The 21205-nt window shown below is 43.2% G+C and carries 22 protein-coding genes; 2 read left to right on the top strand and 20 right to left on the bottom strand.

Annotation, left to right across the window (positions count from 1 at the left end):
* Positions 1 to 71: 71 nt before the first annotated feature.
* The 7 genes from NLBNIHML_RS03135 to NLBNIHML_RS03105 form a co-directional block, all read right to left on the bottom strand.
* Positions 72 to 557 carry a nitroreductase family protein gene (locus tag NLBNIHML_RS03135; RefSeq protein WP_494353750.1) on the bottom strand — a complete coding sequence of 162 codons (486 nt, stop codon included), beginning with the start codon at positions 555 to 557 and terminating at the stop codon, positions 72 to 74.
* 19 nt (positions 558 to 576) lie between these two features.
* Positions 577 to 1161: a nitroreductase family protein gene (locus NLBNIHML_RS03130; protein ID WP_494353749.1), complete on the bottom strand. Its 585-nt coding sequence runs from the start codon at positions 1159 to 1161 to the stop codon at positions 577 to 579.
* Positions 1158 to 1655, bottom strand: a complete 498-nt coding sequence (locus NLBNIHML_RS03125) for a MarR family transcriptional regulator (RefSeq protein ID WP_494353748.1) — start codon at positions 1653 to 1655, stop codon at positions 1158 to 1160. The genes NLBNIHML_RS03130 and NLBNIHML_RS03125 overlap by 4 nt, the downstream gene beginning before the upstream one ends.
* Positions 1656 to 1958: 303 nt before the next feature.
* Entirely contained in the window at positions 1959 to 4007 is a 2049-nt protein-coding gene (locus tag NLBNIHML_RS03120; RefSeq protein WP_494353747.1) for a glycoside hydrolase family 16 protein, read from the bottom strand.
* A gap of 152 nt (positions 4008 to 4159) precedes the next feature.
* Positions 4160 to 5701 (bottom strand): response regulator, encoded by a 1542-nt coding sequence (locus NLBNIHML_RS03115; protein WP_494353746.1) that lies wholly within the window; start codon positions 5699 to 5701, stop codon positions 4160 to 4162.
* Between the two features lie 3 nt (positions 5702 to 5704).
* Entirely contained in the window at positions 5705 to 7543 is a 1839-nt protein-coding gene (locus NLBNIHML_RS03110; protein WP_494353745.1) for a sensor histidine kinase, read from the bottom strand.
* 74 nt (positions 7544 to 7617) lie between these two features.
* A complete protein-coding gene (locus tag NLBNIHML_RS03105) occupies positions 7618 to 9276 on the bottom strand; it encodes an extracellular solute-binding protein (protein ID WP_494353744.1) in 1659 nt (552 codons plus the stop codon).
* Positions 9277 to 9470: 194 nt separating this feature from the next.
* Here NLBNIHML_RS03105 and NLBNIHML_RS03100 point away from each other — a divergent pair, with 194 nt between their 5' ends.
* Positions 9471 to 9728: a GlsB/YeaQ/YmgE family stress response membrane protein gene (locus NLBNIHML_RS03100; RefSeq protein WP_074095306.1), complete on the top strand. Its 258-nt coding sequence runs from the start codon at positions 9471 to 9473 to the stop codon at positions 9726 to 9728.
* A 58-nt stretch (positions 9729 to 9786) separates the two neighbouring features.
* On the opposite strand, the gene NLBNIHML_RS03095 is transcribed toward NLBNIHML_RS03100, so the two are convergent.
* From NLBNIHML_RS03095 to NLBNIHML_RS03075, 5 genes are all read right to left on the bottom strand, one after another.
* Positions 9787 to 9960, bottom strand: coding sequence for a hypothetical protein (locus tag NLBNIHML_RS03095; protein ID WP_494353743.1), 174 nt, complete (start codon positions 9958 to 9960; stop codon positions 9787 to 9789).
* A 136-nt stretch (positions 9961 to 10096) separates the two neighbouring features.
* Entirely contained in the window at positions 10097 to 11071 is a 975-nt protein-coding gene (locus NLBNIHML_RS03090; RefSeq protein WP_494353742.1) for a phosphotransferase enzyme family protein, read from the bottom strand.
* A 190-nt stretch (positions 11072 to 11261) separates the two neighbouring features.
* Positions 11262 to 12056 carry an SDR family oxidoreductase gene (locus NLBNIHML_RS03085; RefSeq protein ID WP_339233833.1) on the bottom strand — a complete coding sequence of 265 codons (795 nt, stop codon included), beginning with the start codon at positions 12054 to 12056 and terminating at the stop codon, positions 11262 to 11264.
* Positions 12057 to 12463: 407 nt separating this feature from the next.
* Positions 12464 to 12910, bottom strand: coding sequence for a GNAT family N-acetyltransferase (locus NLBNIHML_RS03080; protein ID WP_339233830.1), 447 nt, complete (start codon positions 12908 to 12910; stop codon positions 12464 to 12466).
* Positions 12911 to 13414: 504 nt separating this feature from the next.
* On the bottom strand, positions 13415 to 13843 hold the full coding sequence (locus NLBNIHML_RS03075) for a MarR family winged helix-turn-helix transcriptional regulator (protein ID WP_047843226.1): 429 nt from the start codon (positions 13841 to 13843) through the stop codon (positions 13415 to 13417).
* 166 nt (positions 13844 to 14009) lie between these two features.
* Here NLBNIHML_RS03075 and NLBNIHML_RS03070 point away from each other — a divergent pair, with 166 nt between their 5' ends.
* A complete protein-coding gene (locus tag NLBNIHML_RS03070; protein WP_339243099.1) occupies positions 14010 to 15320 on the top strand; it encodes an amidohydrolase family protein in 1311 nt (436 codons plus the stop codon).
* A gap of 225 nt (positions 15321 to 15545) precedes the next feature.
* Here the strand turns inward: NLBNIHML_RS03070 and NLBNIHML_RS03065 are convergent, their stop codons facing one another.
* From NLBNIHML_RS03065 to NLBNIHML_RS03030, 8 genes are all read right to left on the bottom strand, one after another.
* Positions 15546 to 16457: an RCC1 domain-containing protein gene (locus tag NLBNIHML_RS03065; RefSeq protein ID WP_342570008.1), complete on the bottom strand. Its 912-nt coding sequence runs from the start codon at positions 16455 to 16457 to the stop codon at positions 15546 to 15548.
* A gap of 386 nt (positions 16458 to 16843) precedes the next feature.
* Complete coding sequence (locus NLBNIHML_RS03060; RefSeq protein WP_339233825.1) at positions 16844 to 17212, bottom strand: YhjD family protein; 369 nt, start codon at positions 17210 to 17212, stop codon at positions 16844 to 16846.
* Positions 17196 to 17564 carry a YolD-like family protein gene (locus NLBNIHML_RS03055; protein WP_339255430.1) on the bottom strand — a complete coding sequence of 123 codons (369 nt, stop codon included), beginning with the start codon at positions 17562 to 17564 and terminating at the stop codon, positions 17196 to 17198. The genes NLBNIHML_RS03060 and NLBNIHML_RS03055 overlap by 17 nt, the downstream gene beginning before the upstream one ends.
* Positions 17561 to 18778, bottom strand: a complete 1218-nt coding sequence (locus tag NLBNIHML_RS03050; RefSeq protein WP_253442607.1) for a DNA polymerase IV — start codon at positions 18776 to 18778, stop codon at positions 17561 to 17563. Before NLBNIHML_RS03050 ends, NLBNIHML_RS03055 begins: the two co-directional genes overlap by 4 nt.
* A gap of 209 nt (positions 18779 to 18987) precedes the next feature.
* The gene (locus NLBNIHML_RS03045; protein ID WP_342573397.1) at positions 18988 to 19434 is read right to left on the bottom strand and encodes an acetyltransferase; all 447 of its coding nucleotides are present in this window, start codon (positions 19432 to 19434) and stop codon (positions 18988 to 18990) included.
* A 190-nt stretch (positions 19435 to 19624) separates the two neighbouring features.
* The gene (locus NLBNIHML_RS03040) at positions 19625 to 19993 is read right to left on the bottom strand and encodes a DUF4180 domain-containing protein (RefSeq protein ID WP_342570006.1); all 369 of its coding nucleotides are present in this window, start codon (positions 19991 to 19993) and stop codon (positions 19625 to 19627) included.
* Between the two features lie 13 nt (positions 19994 to 20006).
* On the bottom strand, positions 20007 to 20429 hold the full coding sequence (locus tag NLBNIHML_RS03035) for a GNAT family N-acetyltransferase (protein WP_342570004.1): 423 nt from the start codon (positions 20427 to 20429) through the stop codon (positions 20007 to 20009).
* Positions 20430 to 20470: 41 nt separating this feature from the next.
* Positions 20471 to 21052, bottom strand: coding sequence for a TetR/AcrR family transcriptional regulator (locus tag NLBNIHML_RS03030; RefSeq protein ID WP_339233814.1), 582 nt, complete (start codon positions 21050 to 21052; stop codon positions 20471 to 20473).
* Positions 21053 to 21205: the final 153 nt, after the last annotated feature.

The following is a 21205-nucleotide window of genomic DNA, read 5'->3' as shown; positions in this document are numbered from 1 at the left end:
TCAACACGATCAAAACGTGGTCGATAAAATAAAAAAAGCCGCTCAACAAAGCGACTTTAATGAAAAACACCCTAGAGAAGTTCAAAATGAAGTTGAGTTTCAGATAAATCAGTAGTCCCTTTCGACTGATTTGCACCGTATCCCAATTCTAGAACTGCAGCAATACGCTCGTTATTCAGTACACCAAACACTTCAGTACGGCTCGATTCGTACATCCAGTCATGCAATGTACAGCGCACACCCAGACTCTGCTCATATGCTAGCAAGCGGAAATTTTGAATTAGGCAGCAGACCGCTGCAAAATCCTCTTCCCGCTTATGTTGATCAGCCTCTGTTTTTACCAAGACTAGAAGATACGAAGGGGCCTGCTCTTGCAATCCCTGCAGGATGTCTCCATACGGGTTATCAACAAAGATAAATCGCCACGGCTCTCGGAGTCCATCATTTGGTGCCCATACGGCATGATTGAGCAACTCAAGAATTAGGTCCTGCGATACCGGTCGATCCAAAAACTCACTCGGGCCGCCCATGTCTCCTTCCAGATCTGACAATTTCATTTTTTACATCCTCCCTCTTCTATGTAGATTGACCTCGTAATATGGTCCACTTCTGCTCGGCTGGTGTTCTTTTCCGACTTCTCGGCACTTTGTCGAAATACCCTATATGAAGAATGCCAACGAATCTTTCATCCTCACGCATGCCAATTCCTCTGAAAAATCCTTCATGCTGAATCATGGACTCTGTATCCCATAACATTCCTAACCCATGTTCCCAACCCATCAGTTGGAAACTCTGCATCATCCCGCAGGCAGCCGCATAATTGCGGTCATTGGTCAAACGATCCGGCCCTACAGTCGACATAACAATGACGTGTGCAGGAATATCGGTAACTCTCTTTTTGAACACCTCCAGAAGTTTTCCGGGAATCAGTTTGCCGAGTTTGCTCTGCGACATCTGTTCGAGCATGCAGTCCACCAACCGTTTGCGCGCTTCTGGAGTTCCGGCATATACCACACGCCACGAGCCAGCCTCATCAAATGGTTGAAGCCGATTAGCCTTACGTAGTAATTCAACAACTAACTCCTGGTCCACCGGCGTAGAGTTACATTTACGAATGCTTCTGCGCTCCCTGATCAATTCCGCCAGACTCAAATACCTCACTCTCCTTCGTTTGATCTGGATTCAATATTGATGCTACTGTCTTGAAGAAATTGATGAATGACTTTTAGCTCTGTATCCGAATATTTGTCGAGCGTACGATAGAAGCGTTCAGCCTCATGTACATGCAGACGTTCATGCAATTCAAAGATCTTTTTGCCTTGCGGTGACAACCGGAAATAACTCTCCTTCTTGTTGTCATTCATTTTTGTGCGTTTGACGAATCCTTCTTCCAGCAGTTTGTTGCCAATTTTGGTGATACTTGCTTTGGATAAATTCATCGCCTCGGCAATACCTGTGTTGTTAATAGGCTCATGCTTTCCTATGCAATCGATCATATGAACGGCGGTCAAATGCTGAGGAATGTTCTCGATGCTTTCTCGCTGGGCGATACTTAGGAAATGCTCAATTTCTGTATTCTTGTGGTTCTCATATACATGTAAAAAACGGATAAATTGGTCATGAAGCAATTGTTTTGTTCGATCTTTTGAAGTCATCTTGTGATCGCTCCTTATTTACTTGTAAACAAAAATATTTCTTAAATAATAAAGTATTTTTAAATAATTACTTATATTTTGTTTACTGGTGAACAATATATCATGAATGATAATGTTTATCAACTGCATTCCTCTGGCATTACAATATCACTTTACAATCTAGGACAGATAACTGTACTCTGTCATCCTTCTGAACATACTAAATTCATATGCTCAAGCTCTTGTAGACAAATGAACAATAAAAAAACCGTTGATCATCTGAATTAGATCAACGGCTTATTAATTATGGAAATTGCTGTTTTATTACTGTTCTTTATACACGCGTACATAATCCACTTGCATCGTCGCCGGGATATCAGATGCGTTCGGAGTGCGGCCGCCGTCAAAGTTTCCGCCGACTGCCAGGTTCATAATGAGGTAGAACGGCTCATCGAAAGGTGCATTCGGATTGTTCGGTGTAGCTGCGGAATACCACTGCTCGTTAGTGACTTTATAGTAAAACTTGCCGTCTACATACCATTTAATGTTGTCCTCTTCCCAGACTACTGAGTATACATGATAATCATTGGCAAAAGTTTGCCCTGCCGGGAAGTGATAATCGCCGCCCGAATACTGGTTCGCGGGCCATTGTCCACCAAAGTGTATGGTACCGCTTACGGATCCAGGCAGACGGCCTCTCGCTTCCATCACATCAATTTCACCTGATGCAGCCCAAGTGCCGTATACAGAGTCTTGTGGAAGCATCCACAGTGCTGGCCATATGCCATCACCGGTAGGAAGTTTGGCTCGAAAATCGACTCTGCCGTACTTCAAGGACAGTTTATCCTTGGTGTTAATCTTTCCAGAAGAATACTGTGCATACCGATTAGGGTCCTGCGGGAAAGATTTACTGTCGTTCATAGCTTTGATATTCAGCTTTCCGTCCTGTACATATACATTTTGGGTGCTGTTCGTGTAGTGCTGTAGCTCTGCATTACCCCACCCCCATGTACCGGGATCGTTGTTGAGATAATATCCTGTTTCATAGTTCCATTTACTTGTATCCAGCGTAGTTCCGTTAAACTCATCCTGCCAGATGAGGTTCATGCCCGCGATAGCCGGGTTGGTTGGCGTTCCGATGGAGATATCCTCTTGGTCAGATATATCCGGACGCGGAGCATTGGGATTGCCGATAAAGGTATAGTTGACGAAGTTGTTGCCAATACTTCCGCCCGCCTGACCGTTCAGTGGATAGCCGATACGAATCTGCATATTTTCCTGGATCGGCTGGAACCACAGGCCATAGACGTAATCGGCCCAGTATCCCCACTGGTTGGCATCGGACATATTGTTGTACCCATTACCGGAGTATGCAAATTTGCTCTGGCTGGCGTTACTCAAATCAACCCATTGTCCATTGATGTTAATTTGGTATACAAAATTGCCCAGTTCCTTGGCGATTGGCGCCCCCCCATCAATTTTCGGAAGCGGAACCCCAATGGAACCATTCGCATCTGCTGTGAAGGTTGTTCCTTCGTATGGCGTAATGACATATGAATTTCTTGTAGGTTCATTAAACGTAATGGTATAAACAAGGTTAGCCGAAGAAGTCTTTGATTCCAATTTGACATTGATCGACTCCGTTACGTTAAACCAGTACCCACCGCCGCCATCCGTGAATTGGCCAAAATTTTGATCGTAGATCCAGCCGCTAGCTGCGTTATTGTCAATATCAATCCAAGTGCTGCTGTTTACAGGTTTGACATATACCTTCAAATCATCCGCAACAGCTTCATAAGTGACCGCAGGATTATTGTTGAACGTTGGATATGTAAAACCTGCACCGCCGGTGAAGCCTGCTGTGATCTGTGGACCTTGTGTTGCATTCATCGCTGTGATGGTTGTTTTGTTGATGTTTTGAAATACAAGTTGATACTCCAGCTTCACACCATTTGCTTTGGAGTACAGTTGAATCTCGGTTGTTGCGGAGAGTGTGAACCAATAGCCATTGAATCCTCCATCGCTCCAGTGCCCCCAGTTTTGGTTATAGATATATCCGCCTGCCTGGTCGATATCAACCCAGTTGTTGCCCACTTTCACATTAACGCCTACATCACTGTAAACATCATTCCATGTCGCGGAGCCACCATTGAACTTAGGCATAACAAATCCGTAGCTGGCCTTGCCAACACCTGATTTTGAAATAACAGGCCCGTCTGCGGGTGAGAAGTACTCCATTGAGGTTACGGTAGTTCCCGCTGCCTGAACCTTTGAAGCCGGAAGTATGCCAATACTAGCCAGTATCACAACCACAAGCAACATACCGAGTACCTTTTTCATAAACCGTTTCTCCCTAAAGTGAGATGGATTCATAATTGCCCTCCTTTAATAGAATAATAGCTTCTCCCAATCCATACGTATTAAGGTAATCGCTTACATAAGGGATATCTTTATTCTATCGAATAGGTTAATTTGCTGAAAAGGTACAATTGTTTTTGTGGTATCCCATTTTTTTGGCTTTTGATTCAATCTGCCTTCTGCCGCATCATCTGTCGGTACTCAGTGGGTTGGATCTGCATCACCTGTCGGAACGCACGTGTAAAGCTTTTATAGCTTTCATATCCAACCATAGCAGCCACCTCAACAATTTTATGATCAGTTTCGGCGAGAAGCCGCCGCGCTTTATCCAGACGTACATCCCGTAGGTATTCAGCAAAACCTTTACCCATATTCTTCTTAAACAGATTTGAAAAATAAGCATAATTAAGCGATACATGATTGGATACCATCGCAAGATCCAGCGGTTTATGGTAACTCTCGTGTATAAAACGAATGGCTTCATTAAGATCGTTCGAATGGCGATAGCTGCATTTATAGTCATAATAGAACTGATTCAGCCGAAGCAGCTGCTGTTGTAGTGCTTGTATATAATCACGCATCCCTGGATAATCAAAGAGATTACGCAATGATTCAAGGTCCAGCGCTTCCTCCCCCATATAAGGGCGGATAACTCGTTCGTATTCCTCCATCATCTGAACGGTGGCTGCGCAGAGCTGCTGGGTATAGCGAATAGGATAGCGTTGCAATACCTTTTTGTGAAATAGTGCAGAAATACCCTGAGTCATTATTCCACTGTTATCTGTTCCGATTGACTGGAAGAGTTCATATAAGTCTTCATAGGGAAGTTGCCACTGCTGCTCCATATGCTTAATATGTGCTGGGAAGATACTATACTGATCAGGAAACAGGTAACTGTGGCGATAGAGCTCAAGCACTTGGGTATAGCTGTGTGGTAGTTCTTTTAACCCCTGAATCGGGTTAGTCATGGCTGTTATGGCATCGATCTTTCCTTCCTTGAGTGCTGCAGAAAAAACACTTGGATCTATGGACGCATCCACCGCAAGGATCAGGTATGGGCGATGTTGCAGGCAAATACAACCTTGTCTGCCGAACACACGATAAGCAATGGCTTCCATGCTATGGACGCTGCTGGCTCCGGGCTGCTTAATGCCAACTTCTTCCTTCAGCAGGGCTAGGCGATAATTACGCCATAATACATCATTTTGTTCCTCAATCTGAAGAATCCATGTATCATCACTTAACGCACCTTGCATAAACATTCTTAATTCTTTACTCTCGGTCTCTTGGGCGAGACGGGATACATGCTGCATATTATGCGTAAGTGCCTGCCGTGTCTGGATCTCTTGCCATATATGCTCAAGGGAATTGTGCAGATCCTCTCGTTTCAAAGGTTTTAGCAAGTAGCCCTTTGCCCCAAGTCCGATCGCTTTTTGAGCATATGTAAATTCACTATAACCGCTGATAATGAGGTATTCCACATCCATGTATTCCTTTTTGCTTTGAGCCATGAGTGCCAACCCATCCATATCCGGCATCCTGATATCGGTAATAACGATGTGAATGCAATGCTGCCGCAATAGGCACAGCGCCTCCATCCCGCTCGCGGCACAGTAAATGTTGTTCAGCTTCAGAGGAAATTGATGCAGCATGGCCTGCAGGCCGTCACGAATGTGTTTTTGATCGTCCACAATCAGGATATTAATCATGCTCTACCACCCTCCAAGATTTTCATTTTCCCAAGGCAAGCGTATCGTTACACAGGTATATTCGCCTTGCACACTATCAATCCAAAGACCGCAATTCTTGCCATAATGAAGCTGCAACCGCTTATTCACGTTTTCCAAACCAAGTCCGCTCCTGCGGGTTACCATCGGCGTATCCGATTCGCTTCGCAGTACTGCCTGAAGACGTTGTAACATCGCAGGCTCTAACCCTTCTCCGTCATCTTTTATGTTAATGAATAGCAGACAGTCATTCTCCACAGAAAACGTAATTTCTATAGATACGCTACCGCCTGAAGGTGCTCCGTGATGAACTGCATTTTCAACGATGGGCTGCATACACATCTTGGGAATGGCGTAGCGAAGGATCTCCTGCGGAAGATCTGCCGTCATAATGATATTGCCACCTTCCATGAAGTTGATAAATTCAATATAACTTTGGATGTTGGCAAGCTCGTCACGAAAAGCAACAGTATCGCTGCGCCACTGCATGCTGTAACGTAGCTGGGAGCCGAGCGACACCAATGAATTGGCTATAGCAGGTTGCCGCTGTACCTCTGCCACCATTCGAATGGATTCCAGCGCATTATATAAAAAATGGGAATTGATCTGCGAATGCAGAGAGTGTAACTGTGCGTTTTTGGCAATTAACTGCTTATCCACGACCTGTGTCATCAGGCGTTTGACTTCATGTAACATTTTATTATAATTCACCGCCACCTCATCGATTTCATCTCCTCTTTCGTTCTCATCAAGGCCTGTATCAATCATTGCATCCAGCTCCCCTTTCCGTACCTGACGCATTGAAATGAGTACGCTGTCCAACCGCCGGAAAATACGCCGCGTCGTTTGGGATACAAGTAGCATAATCAGCAGCAATACACATAATGTAATCGTCACCACATATGCATACCAACTGCGTGGTCCCTTCATCAATGCCTGATGAGAAGCGATATCGACCACATAAGTGTTCAACGGAGCGATGTATCGATACAATACATAGTAACTCTGATCTCCCACCCTGACCTGAAGCGGGCTTTCCTGCGGCGATATATCGAGCTGACGATGGATACTGCCGAGGATCTCCTCCAGCCCCAGCCCGTACTTCTCCGAAAACTCATGCTGGGGATTGTAAACATACTGGGGAGAATCGCTTGCGTTCATCAACACCGAAAAGAAGTCCCCCTTGTTCTCTTGTAGCAGGTCGCTGAAAAACATGCTGTGGGGAACGCGCACTTCCATAATGCTAGGGCGTTTTTGTTCCTGCCCTTGAAGGCGAACCAGACGATAGTAGGATAAGGTGTGCTCACCATCCCTAAAAGAAAATAAGCGGTATCCCGCACCGCCTTCATCCCGAAGCTTTACCCAATAATCCTGCGGTGAAAATTTCTTGTAATGATAGATTTCAGGCCAGATTTCATACAAGTTTGGGTTATCGACGTAAAAACTAAGTTCACTGATCATCGCATTACTTTGAATGATATTGAGCATTTGCTCAAACTGGTTTTGCTTAAACTTCACCAGACGCAGTCCATCCACAAGCATATTGGAATGAATAAAATCCACAAATGACTTTTGAGTGAGGGCTGTATTGGAAGCGTTCTCAATTGTATCCATTCTTCTGCGCAATTGTTCATTCAGCCATGTAACGTGGCTGTTGCCTGTCGCCATAGCGTCCTTATATAGCTGGGTTTCTTGCATGCGGATATACACAAAGGATATCAAAACAACAGGTATGGCAATCATCAGGCTAAATGCCAGAAACAGCTTTTGGGATATACGGGCATTGCGATAAAGCTTCCTCAATCTCGTCAGTAGGTATTTCATTCTGATATATTCACCACCTTTGTTATACCGTATATTACTAGTTATTATGTCGGTAACAATGTATTAGGGAATGGTTATCTGGCTATCTTGGATTTTCGCAGTTCCAGTTCAGCTTGGCGATATTCCATTACCTGGTTAAAGCCGTAGTTCACACGACGGATCAGAAAATTTTCGAAAATTTTGTCAAAGGCAGCTTCATCCTTCGCTGTAATCAGTTCTGGCAGCACCTCTTCCCAATTCTGAGAAATACGTGACCAGGCTAATGCTATATCGGAATCCCCTACAGGATCGAGTCCCTTATAGATGCCGCTGTCCAGATCGGCGTGTTGGTTAGCGAACGCCTCCATTTGCTTAATGGACGGAGTATGCTCGGGTCTCCACGGGTTGACGAAAGCAGGGTTTCGCAGCATCCAGTAGGTATCCATAATGCCATATTCCTTTTCCAGCCGCTCCCGATCCGTGTCATACAACTGGACCATTGCCGCTGTCAATCGGGGTTTGCCATTCTCCATCGTCCAAGTTTCACCTTCTTTGCCCAAAAATAAATCTCTTTGGCCTTCTTCGCTGGCCAGATAGGTCAAAAAACGGATGGCTCGTTCAGGGTTTTTCGTGGATTTGCTGATCATCGTAACCATCCAGCCATCCATGCTGCCAGGGAACAGTTTGGCGGATTCTCCCCTGCTGTTCCGGGGTCCATCTACAGCAATATAGGTTGAATTTTGATTCGTAAGGACTTCCAATTTCGAATTGAGGTCCGATATGTCTGTCCATTCCCGAATCATCATAAAATATTGGGCATGGCTGGTTTTTTCCTGCACCTGTGCACTGGAGTCGACCAGAAAATCAACATTAATCAAGCCCTGCTCGTATGCAGTACGAAATGTTTTCAGCCACTCGATATAATCGGGATCTGTCATTCGGTCGTATACCTTTCCGTTCTGTTCATGGGGGATCGCAAGCAAATTTTGCAAGTATTCGGTCATTCCATAGGATGCATTTCCCTGTGCCCAAAACGGACTGATTAGTTGGCCTTTATAAACCGAATATTGATTCTTCAACAATCGCAATGCATTAAGAAAACCTGTCGGCGTGCTAAGGTCCGGTTTGCCCATCGACTCATACAGATCTTTACGTACGAGAAAGGTTTGGTTTGCTCCCGTCAAGTCGGTTGAACGCATCTGTTCGGGACTGTACGCATCATTGGGAATGACATAGGTATGACCGTCCTCCTGCCGATACCATTGTAGAGCACCATCATCTGCTACCTTGAAAAAGTAAGGATCATACTGGTTGGCCAGCTCATCCAGGGCATAGATGAGATGACTCTCCCGAAGTTTGATAACCGCACTCTCCCAGGAGCCGATGGTTATCAAATCCGGCAGACGATCGGTCGTCAACATCCGTGATAACCTCTCGCTTGGTTCACCAGTTAATACTTCAAATTCGATATTGACCCCTGTTTTTTTGGTGACATATTTGGAAGTCAGACTCTCACCCCAAGTGTGCCCGTACCATTCGGCTCCAACGAACCACGTTAGATTGACGGGGGTGGTATCCAGCTTCCATGACGGCTCTTGCACATTCAGATTAAAATGCTGGCTCTGCTCTGTGAAGTCAGCATTTGTCGTAACACCCCTATCTTCCGCATGCTCTGACTTGGAACAAGCAGCCAAGCCCGACATCAGACACATCATCAACAAGGCTATAATAAAAGGACTTCGAAATAAGAACACCTAACTGCCTCCTTTCTGTACTAGTCATCTTCAATCCCTATCTGCACCAGCATTCATACCTAGTGGTGGTACAACCGATTTTACTATCATTGGATTAAAATGGAAATGCTTTCATGATCGATTCTCGGATCATCCGCAACATTCCCCCTAATGAAACATAACTTGTAATAATTCAATGGAAGGGAGACCAATGCGTGTATCTAATCTGGATACTTATTGTCGGTGGGCTAATTGGCTGGTTAAGTGGAAATCTGATTGGACGGGACGTGCCGGGAGGCGTACTCGGGAATATCATTGCTGGTTTTGTTGGATCATGGTTAGGGTATGAACTGTTGGGACCGAGGGGGCCGGTGGTGGGTGGATTTCATATCATACCCGCGATCGTTGGCTCAATCATTGCTCTCTTGATTTTCTATGCTCTGGCCCGTGGTGGAGCGTTCCGAAGACGTTAACAGGCGGAGACGTAAACCTGTTGTATATTGGATAATCCTGATCAGAGATGCTGCGACATCAGAGACTTTCATCAAAAAGGCCCGAACCGATAATCTTAGAATGATTAACGATTCGGGCCAACATCAATAATAATCCTTCCATCGTTATAGCTGACTTGAAAAATATCTTCTTGATCCAAGAATTCCGTTTGAAAGCAATAATTCCTGGTGAAAAATCTATGTCATCAAACATAATTATGCCCCCCCTCACGTTTGCTAGCGTATTAATGAAGAAGTCATCCGGATCGGTCTGAGTAAATTGGTCGTGAGGGCAGCCAATTAATTTGGTCGGCTGCTTCTTAGTTTTTTGTTAAACTATAATTTCGCCGTCAGTTCAATAAAAAATTTTCACCTTTAAGATATTTCCTAAAATAGTTCTGAATAACTGACGGGAAATTTTCCGCTAAGGATGGTTGTTCATTTGAATTTAGAGAGTGGAATGCAAAAGTCCTAATTATTGACCAAATAAAAAATGCTTCTAATAACTCGAAATAATTCTCTTGTAGTTGATTTACTTTGCTATACGTTGAAATAAATACTTTCCTATTCTCAGATGAAAGATGCATAAATGTTTCAGCCATATCAAATAAATAAAAACCATAGCCACAATTGGAAAAATCTATGGGTCGAGGAGTATCCTCATAAAAAACATAGTTACTCTCATGAAGGTCAGAATGAATAATTCCCCAGTTACTTGGCAAACGTTTATGATTTTGTATCACATTTGCTATTTTATGGGCTGACTCCTCCACATAAACAAATACCTCACTTGAGATAAGCTCCAAATTTACTAACTGTTTTAATTGATTAAGTGATGAATATAAATGATCAGAATTGTATATTGGTCTATTAAAGCCTTCAGGTGGATTCCACTGCATAGAATGTTTATGGAGAGCCGCCATTAAGAGAGCCAAATTTTCAGTTTCATTACTTGTTGGCTCTCTTCTAAGCACACTTCCATGAATCCAATGATGAATAGTCACCATGATTGTATTTTCGCTAAGATCAGTTGATATTTCTGTTACCAGATCACCTTGAAAATTTCTGACAGGGGCAGGTACGACGAGATTTGTATCTTTAACCAAAGCTTCAAGCCAAATAAGCTCTGATGCCACATTCCCTTTTGGATGAATGGAAATCGTTGAGATATGGATTTTGATAAGATACTTTTGATTATCATCGTTGGTCTGAACTTGAAATGTAACATTATCATTCTTTCCGAGATACACAAGTTTTTCCCAAATGATTGGGTATCGATGTAAAGCTTCTTTCGCTACCTTCGCATAATCTTCCTCAGAAAGCATAGTATCCACTCCAGTTGATGTGATTTTTACTCCACAATTCTACCAAGCAGACTTTATCTTCTGGTGATAAAAATTGATTATAACTAAACTTTACTGCTCAGTAATTGAATAAAGCCGCCGATCCTGTTGATCGGCGGCCTTCTTTGATTTTATGGAACTATTGTTTCCCTTGAGTTAATGAACCGTCTGCCTAATTAAACCCACCTCGAGAATGGATGATTTGTCCGGTGATCCATTGGGAGTCATCGCTTGCCAGAAAAGCAATCAGGCGGGATACATCTTCAGGAAGACCGATCCTGCCCATCGGAAATCCCGGTAGCAAGGCTTTTTTCACTTCTTCTGACATCCAACCCGTATCAGTAGGACCGGGATCAACCGCATTCACAGTAATGTGAAACGGAGCCAGCTCAGCAGACAGACATTCGGTAAAGGTGGAGACAGCGCCTTTTGTTGCGGCATAAGCGAGATTGCCAGGCATCGGCCCCTTACCCTGACCGGATGTAAGGTTGATGATCCGGCCACCGCAAAGGACCTGCCGACCGGCCAGTTCAACCTCCAGCATACGCGCAAATTCGGCCGATAGCATGAACGTGCCTCGAATGTTCATAGCGCAGTGCGCATCGATCAGTGATGCATTCAATTGACGGAAATCAGCTGATACGCTGTACGTAGCGTTGTTGACGAGAATGGTCGGCAGCCCGACAGCCGACCGGCACGCATCAAGCACTCGCGCCGGAGAAGCGGGATCGGTAAGATCGACCTCCATATGCGCTGCCTTAATGCCATACGAGCGAAGTTCTTCAGCGAAGAGATCCGGCCAGTTCTTGTCGGCATCTCCCGGATTCTCTGTCTTATCGTAATCGTACAGATGGGTATAGAACACATTAGCGCCTTCTTGCGCCAACGTGCGGCAGACGGCGGTTCCGATCCCACCAGGGCGGCTTGTGCCTGTCACGATAGCCGTTTTTCCATATAGTTTGCTCATTTTATTTCCTCCGTTTAATAGGGGAGGGAGAAATCCATTTTTCGTTGGAGATGGAATTATCCTGGGTAAAACAAAAAACGGATACATCAAGTATCCGCGTCCGGGTTTGATCAAACGGTTCCTCGCGTCCCTTGAATGATTGCAGATCGGCATCACAAACGAGGCGTGTGGTTATAACCAAAACACCAAGTCGAGCGATCCAGTTTAGATAATCATTACAAGGAAGTCCACATTGTCCAGCGAGTCCCCTTTCCTACATCTCCACTTCAAATATTACGAGTCAGACTCAATTACTGTCAAGATAATAAATACGTGGGATTACAGTTCCAGTGAATATGGTTGGGTGGTCAAGCACCCAGCTAACCTGCAGACTGTTTCTTTTTGGACTGTAAATTGATATTCGATTTTTACAACTTCAATTCATATCGTATATCAGGTAAATTCTCTTCATTTTCTTGTCCTCTACCAGTGATTTCAAAACCATTATTCTCATAAAATCTTTGGGCATTTTTATTAATTTCAAATGTATACAAAGTTAAGTTTCCATTTGCTTGTGCTTTTGCTTTATTAAGCAAGGTTCGCCCTATTCCATTCCCTTGATAATCAATATGAATATAAAGTTGGCTTATCTCAGTTTCACTATAGGCAATCATTCCAACTACTTTTTCATCAATTAACGCTAAATCTATTTGATACTGTTTAGATAGGATATGATTTAAAAAATTTAGATGGTCTTCGAAGCTATGGGTTTCAGCCTGGCCAATTGCCCGTTCCTTGCTATCTCTCCACATTTTCACGGTATGTTCAGCATACTTGGGATTATAGTTAGTTACTTTAATTTCAATTTTTTTCATCAATATACCGCCTTAAATAGAAAGATTTCAAATGATGAAGTATTTACTCTATTCAGTGCCAACTATCTTCATCCTATTATTTCCTTTACATATTTATAGCACTCTTGGACTAAGTTATGTAAATTATTCGAGTCTAAACATCAATAACATTCATTCTATAATTATACCTGATTTGAAAAATATCTTTTTGATCCAAGATTTCCATTCCATTGTAAGAATAATTCCTGGTGAGAAAGCAATTTCATCAAACATGAATTATGCTCCTCTCACTTTTGTTTTAAATATTACAGTTTTTGTATGTCTCATAATCCAAACGACCATCCCCCGGTGGAATACCGAGAAACGGTCGTAGCTTAAATTTCCCCTTTTTGTCTACTTTGACAGGGTAATGATCATAGATAGTGACTTTTACTTAACTAATGTTCTTGTCCCTATCCAATTTTTTCTAAAGATTATATTAAATCAGTGTTCTATGGCCCTCAGTTACCTATGCAGGCTCATCTGTTATATGCGTTCATTAATTCTGATCAATAATTTCTTTAAGATTTGCTTCTCCTCGTCATTTAGGGCTTGAACGATTTCATCCTCTACTTTTTGAAATGAGTTATTAAAGTCTTCAATCAAGTCAACCGCTTTTGGTAATACATAAATATTTTTTTGCCGTTCATTATTGGCCGGGATTTTCCGTTCGATGAAACCTTTTTGCTCTAGACCTTGAAGCATGCTTGTAACACTTGCCCCACGCAGATGAAACCGATCTGCAAGATCCTTTTGAATAATATGATTATCTTGATTCTCATAAATATAATCGATTACTTTTCCTTGTTGAGAACTTAATCCTAACTCTTTTATACTTTCATCCGCTCTTTTCTTTAACTTAAGACCGATAATTTGAAACAACTCCATATAAGGCGTATCTTCTCGGGAATGCATGACCGTCCATCGTCCCCTCTCTAATTGTTAGGAATCTAATTGTAAGTAGCTAAAATATACAGTGATCCCAGTAGGCTTGTCAAACGATTGTTAGACTATTGACTGTTAGGTATCTAACAGTTATACTGCGAGTTGTTCAGTCACAAACACATTAGGAGGATTTATGATGGAGAAATTAAATCAGAATGCTGGGTTAGAAAAAATTACTGCGATTACGAATGTACGGATCTTTGATGGATATCAAATCATCGCTCCCAGACATATTGTCATTAAAGGGGTGTCCATTATTTCAGTGGGCGGAGACATTCCAAGCGACGCAACAATTATCGATGGAGAAAATGCGACATTAATACCCGGCCTGATTGATGCACATGTCCATACCTCAATTGGCGGATTACGGGATGCCTTAAAATTCGGCGTTACAACAGAACTCGAAATGAACGGCGACTTTACTAAAAGAGGGCGAGAAATTCAGCTAAAAAATGTCGATGACATCGCAGACGTCCGATCTGCTGGTACGGCGATTACCGCTCCTGGTGGGCACCCAGATGAATTACTGCCTGATGGAGATGAAATACCTGAATTCGTATTAAAGGAACTGGAGAAGTTATCGGAGGAAGACCGGGAAGCCATGTTGGCCGCCTACGCTCACGATCACGACGAAATACCTCAAGTGACGACGGTTGAAGAAGCGATCAAACATGTGCATACCCAAGTGGAGAATGGATCCGACTATATTAAGATCATGATTGAAGAAGGAACGGTTATGGGTGCACCTGGCCTGCCTGTTCTAAGTGATGAGATCCTAAAAACAGCCGTTACTGAAGCCCACAAGTTTGATAAGTTGGTTATTGCCCACGTTTTGACGGCTCTTTCATCGAAAGCAGCCATCGATTTTGGAGTCGACGGTTTGGGGCACTTGTTTATCGACAGACCCGAGTACACGTCCGAATTGGTCAAATCCATAGCTGATTCTGGAGCTTTTGTTACACCGTGCTTGGTGTTGAATTCATCGATTATAGGTAATCCGGCATCGGAATTGGCTAATGATCCACGAGTTCATTCCAAATTAAGTCCAGATTGGATCGATATCTTGAACTCAAGCTTCAATACGTTCCCACATGGCAATATGGAGAACAGCTTTAAAAATGTGATGGATCTTCACCGTGCCGGAGTTGATATTCTTGTAGGGACGGATGTCGCACCGGTTCCCGTTCCGAACCTTGGTGGCCTTGCTCATGGGGCCAGTGTTCACCACGAAATGCAGCTGCTGGTGAAGGCTGGGTTCACTCCGATCGAAGCTCTTCAGTCGGCTACTTCCAAACCGGCCCGTTGCTTTGGTCTACATGATCGTGGCCGGATTACCGAAGGTGCACGTGCTGATCTTATTCTCATAAACGGTGATCCGATCACTAATATTTCAGATACATTGTCAATCCAATCCGTGTGGTTCAATGGTTCGCGAAAACTAGGCTAAAAACTAGAAGATTATATCTTCCTAATTGTAAAATCACTAAGAAGAGGGAATGCAAAATGCAGTCCCTCTTCGACTTTAATCTACCCTCCCCCTCTACTTAAGGAGCATACAGCTTTGGATTCAACGGGACTTTGGTTTGTCTCCTACTGAGATGGCAATCCTCTTTTGCAGTATAAATAGAAAACCCATGTTATCTTAAAAGACAGCATGGGTCCTGAGAGTTGTTCAATTCGTTTCCTTGTTAAAATGATATTGTTGGATGTTACTCCATCCGCTTACATCACATTGTGCATAATCATTATCACCCACAGCAACCATCGTACCATCCGATTTCAATCCAATTGTGTGGGCACAGCCCGCTGAAATAGCTCTAATGTCATGCCAGCCCCTTACGTCGCATTGTTGATGTTTATTAGAACCCACAGCAACCATTGTACCGTCAGACTTAAGACCAACGGTATGATAACTTCCCGCTGCAACTGCGACAATATCGAGCCAACCGCTTACGTCGCATTCCCCTTCATGATTTCTACCCGTAGCCACTACCTTGCCATCCGATCTAAGCCCAACCGTATGAAGATACCCTGCCGAAACAGCCAACATGTCGCCCCAGTCGTTTACGCTACATTGGTTATATTTATTGTTACCAACTGCTGTTACCGTACCGTCTATTTTTAGACCAACTGTATGCCAGTCCCCCGTCGTGACCGATATAATATCATGCCAGCTGCTCACGTTGCATTCCCCTTCATTATTTCGCCCCACCGCAACCACGGTGCCATCTGATTTAACCCCAACAGTACGGCACCAACCTGCTGAAATGGTTACGATATCGCGCCATTCGCTTACATTGCATTGATCATGCTTATTCCAACCTATAGCTGTTACCGTACCATCAGATTTAAGACCAACGGTATGAGCATTACCGGTGTTCGTAGCCATATGAACATTACCGGCATCAACGGCGACGATATGGGACCAATCGCTTACATCACATTGACCGTATTTATTATCACCCACGGCTATGACTGTTCCGTCAGATTTAAGAGCGACGGTATGACGGCGACCTGCCGCTACAGTACAGTTACGGAACCCTTCTGTCTCAAACACTGCTACCTTCCGTGAATTGTAGTCCATAACTTTCCTCCCCTCCACCCATTAAAATCCTCCGTTGTTCAACGGTGAGTCACCAATGTACTACTCTTATTCAACGTTGTATTATAATACTCCTGGCTGTCAAGATAACGGAACCATGCCGTGCTATCCAGACCATTCCTCTGAAGGATAAATTCTTGTTTCGGGTCGGAACAATATGGATAAATATGTCTATCTGTATGTAACTGAATCGTGAGTTCTCTCATTTTATATGGTTAATATGCCAATCACAAAATTTAAGACAAAAAATACCGACCCTTCAATTTCAAAGGTCGGTTTACCCAAAATCGGGAGAAGAAAACAATGGTTATAGCTGTATTATATCCACCCTATGCCGTTATATACCGTATTCTGCTCTAACTCTATGTTTATCTTGGCATATCAGTAATATCAACGCTCATATGTTCAGTAAGCATTAAGGTCACATCCACTTTCACTTTGCTCCATAATAGAGTCATTTTGTGAAGGTAACCTCTTACCGAATAATTTACTGTTAAACTCAGCTCGGATCTCTCCTCTTCAATGATTTTTATATGATGTTCCTTTAAACTTTGTTTTGACTTGTACATCTCTAAAGCAATTTTCTTTTGAGTACCGTCCAGGTAATCAATATACACCGATTTCATCTTAAAGTTTGAAGCGTATATTTTATGCTTATCTACCTCCAGAGCACCTAAAAGATACGGAAGCTCAACCAGCCTCTTGACGAGTGCAAGTTCCTCAGAAGTTTGTCTCACCGTACACACCTCCTCCTTCTTCAAACTTTACAGTGACCAGTTGATCAAAATCGACCCATTCAAATCCATTATCCATTTCAATTTTTATTTTTTTTCCAAAGGCACTGACTGAAGTGACGATCCCGTGTATATACCGATTGCCTGACTCATGAAATACTTCAAAGGTGGCTTGCAACGTATAGTTGAGGGACATATCTATATGTTGAGCAATAATCTCCCACTCATCTTCATGAATCAGAGGTTTCGCTTGAACATGAATTTGAGTACGATGCTGTATAATTCGTTCTTTATGTTGTGGAAGCATCATGCGGCTCGATTCCCATAATCCATTGGCCTCCAGTTTTTTGCTCATTTGTAATGCCCCCCAATTTTAGATGCTCGATCGATCGCTTGGCCCGCAGCCGTAATGGAGCTCGCTCGAAGAATGGCAATGTCGCCATATCGATCCTTGATGTTGTCCATCACCTGATCAATGGCTCGTTTCTGCTCTTGATCATCGAAGAAAGATAGTTGATATGTATCCGCATTGGATAATTGAGATAGGGATACGCCTACACGGCGCACAGGTTGCCCATCCCAATGTTGATGGAATATGCGTTTGGCTATTTTGCACACATCAACGGTTATGTTTGTAGGATCAGACAGTTTAACCTGCCTGTGAAAACCCGTTGGGTGATCAAAATCTGCTCCCGATACACTCACAGATATGACACTACCCATCAGCCCCTTTTTACGGGCTCTTCTGCACACTTCTGTACAGATATCGAGAATAACCACTTCAATCTCCCATGCTTCTGTGAAATCTCTGGGCAGGGTCATTCCGTTTCCGATATCCTTTTGTGTATTGTGTGTGTTGACCGTTACCGGCGAATTGTCGAGTCCATTGGCAACCCTCCAGATGACTTCTCCATTAACACCCCATTTGCTTCTTAATTTGGAAAGAGGCGTATTCGCCAGGTCTTTAATGGTTCGGATACCCATCTTCCAGAGATGTTTTTCCATTCTTGAGCCAATCCCCCACATATCGCGGATGGGCTTATCTCCAATGTGAAGATGTAACTCCTCTTTCTTTAAGTGAAAAATGCCACCTTCCGCTTTTTTAGCAATCATATCGCAGCACAATTTACTGATAATTTTGTTTTCACCAATGCCCGCTCTGGCGTAAACCCCTGTTTCGTTATAGATTTTGTCTTGAATTTGTTTGGCCAAATCGATTGGATCATTACCAAATAAATGCATAGACCCTGTAAAATCAGCGAATAATTCGTCTATACTGTATGGCTCAACCAGATCGGTGAATTCCTCAATAATGGACATAATTTGGGTGGAAACTTCAATGTATTCTTGCATGTGAGGTCTGACAATGATCAGTTCAGGGCACTTCTGAAGAGACTGCCAGAGTGGTTCTGCGGTAGATACCCCCTTAGCTTTGGCTAATGGACAAGCGGCAAGAATAATGCCAGAACGTCTTGCTGGATCGCCTGCAACGGCGAGAGGTCTATTTTTGTATTGGGGCATTTTTGCCTTTTCGACTGAAGCATAAAAACTCTGCATATCAATGAGCATGATGGTTCGCTGCTTAGTCCACACTGAAATCACTCCTGTACATTTAAGAACGTATGTTTGTATATATTATAAACCGAACATGTGTTCCTTATGCAAGAGGTAAATATTTATATTTGGCATAGGACCAAGTGAAGGATTCAGATCATACTAGGTTACGCTCGCAAAAAAAGCCGCTAAATTAGCGACTTCAACGAGAACATTCTTATCCTTTATGAAATTTCCAGATGCAATAGCGGGAACGGATTACCAGAACCATCGAATTCGGAGCGTCCGATCTGTACAAACCCCATTTTGCTATAGAATTGTGCAGCTCCAGGATTCTGTTCGTTGACATCCACCTTCAGGTGGCGTCCTTTGATCTTGACAGTATGTTCGATCAGCAGACGACCAACTCCCTGTCCATGCTGACTTGGATCGACGAATAACATCTCAATAAAGTTATCTTGCAACCCGATAAAACCGACAGGCTGATGTTCTTTATCTAGAGTTTCCCACACCTCGACTTGCCGTTCCTGTAATACTTTGCTTACCACATCCCGATAGAATTGAATGTGTTGTTCCTCCAAAAATGAATGTGTTGCTCGAACAGCTCTCTCCCAAATCTGAACCAGTCGTTCCTGATCTTGCTCCCGATATGACACAATATCCATCTCAATCTCTCCATCTCTCTTTAGGGCGTGTCTCAAAACTCGCTGAAGTGCATCTTTCACCGCCTTTTCGCCCCCTGCTGCGTCACTTTCCCTTGACGTGCCCCGGCACGCCTGCAGAAAACTTTCTTGCTTGGAACGAAAATTCGGCAAAATCTGCTCCCTTCGGAGTTTTCAGACACGCCCTAGTTAATTTAAATCACTGTTTCTTGCTTAGCTTTTCAATAGCCAGTTCTTCCTCTGTTACGAAGAATATATCGTTCCCCATGTTGCTTTCATAGATAAAATCTCGAAGACTTTTGCTAGTATAACCGGAAAAATCACCAATGATCGCAATTTTGGTCTGGTAATTGATGAACTTTTGCAACACTTCACCTGCCAGCCGTGTTTTCAGATCAAAAAACACTTCACTGACAGCAGATTTGTTAACTATAATACGGTGACAATCGGCTTCATATCGAACCGTAGCCATAAGATCGATAGCGGATTGAACATCGGTAATTAATTCTTCATCACTCGTAACGTAAGCAATAGATACTCCATTTTCATTTATTTTTCTGATATTCATGTCTTCTTTTCCCTCATTCCTTATATTGAAGAACCCAATATCTTGATCCAGGTTCACCTTCTTCTACAATAGCTTTCCAGCCTTGCTTTTTATAAAATGTGAGTGCTTTATGATTATCCGAGACACATTTTAATGTGACAGGCGTTCCCAGTTCGACCACGGATTGCTGAAGTAACTGCTTTCCCACCCCTTTGCCGGCAGCACTTGGGTGCACAAACAAATTATGAATAAAGCGGTCAGGTACATATAGTGACGCAAATCCAAGTACTTGATCGTTGTCCTCTGCCAAAAGAATCTGTTCTTCCGATGTATCCCGGTCAAAATCTTCTAGACTCATCTCATCGGCATTGGCCCAGTGAAAGCTCTCCCGCCGGGAATCCAAATAAATATGTCTCAATTGTGGATAGTCTGCAATACGGGCTTCTCTAATGATCATCCGATCATTCCCCCATTTCCTCTGTGTCATCAATGTCGTTGTTACCTGGAGCCGATCTTTACCATTTGTTTGGCCTGCACACGACCTGCCTGTAACAAGTCATCACTGAACTTCGCATCACTAACTGCCCGTGCCAGTGCAACGGTACCTACCATACTGCTTACCAACGCATAACCATCAGCGGTATTCATCCCAGCCATAGTTGTAATAAACGCGATAAAACGTTGCAACTCCTGCGTGTAAGCTTGTCGAATATCCTCCGATAGTTGGGAAATCTCTCCCGATAAAGCTGGTAAGATACAACCGACTTCCGTCTGATCTCGGTGCAGGGAACTTAAATAAAAATCAATGACAGCCTCAATCGACGTCTGATCTTCGTTTTTGTTTTTGTCTGCAATGCTCTGTAGCATTGCAATGGTATCACTAATGGCGAAATGACAGGTCTCCATCACAAGCTGATCTTTATTTTCAAAATGGGAGTAAAATCCCCCATGTGTCAGTCCAGCACCTTTCATAATATGTGGAAGACTAATATTCCGCACGCCATGGGTTCGAAATGCTTTGGCCGCACTGGTAATAATATGGTTCCGAACTTTGAGCTTGTGCCCTTTTGGATAAGGCATCCCTACTTCTCCCCCTTATATAAGTCTGTATCTGTGAGTGTATTTTAAAATATTATAGTTATCATATTATTTAATGTCAATTCATATATCACCATCTTCAGCAAAGGGAGAGTGATTATAAATGGAGTATTGACTCCCTTAAAATATGATGAC

This window comes from Paenibacillus sp. JNU01 (assembly GCF_059130585.1).
This window is presented reverse-complemented; position numbering and strand designations above follow the sequence as displayed.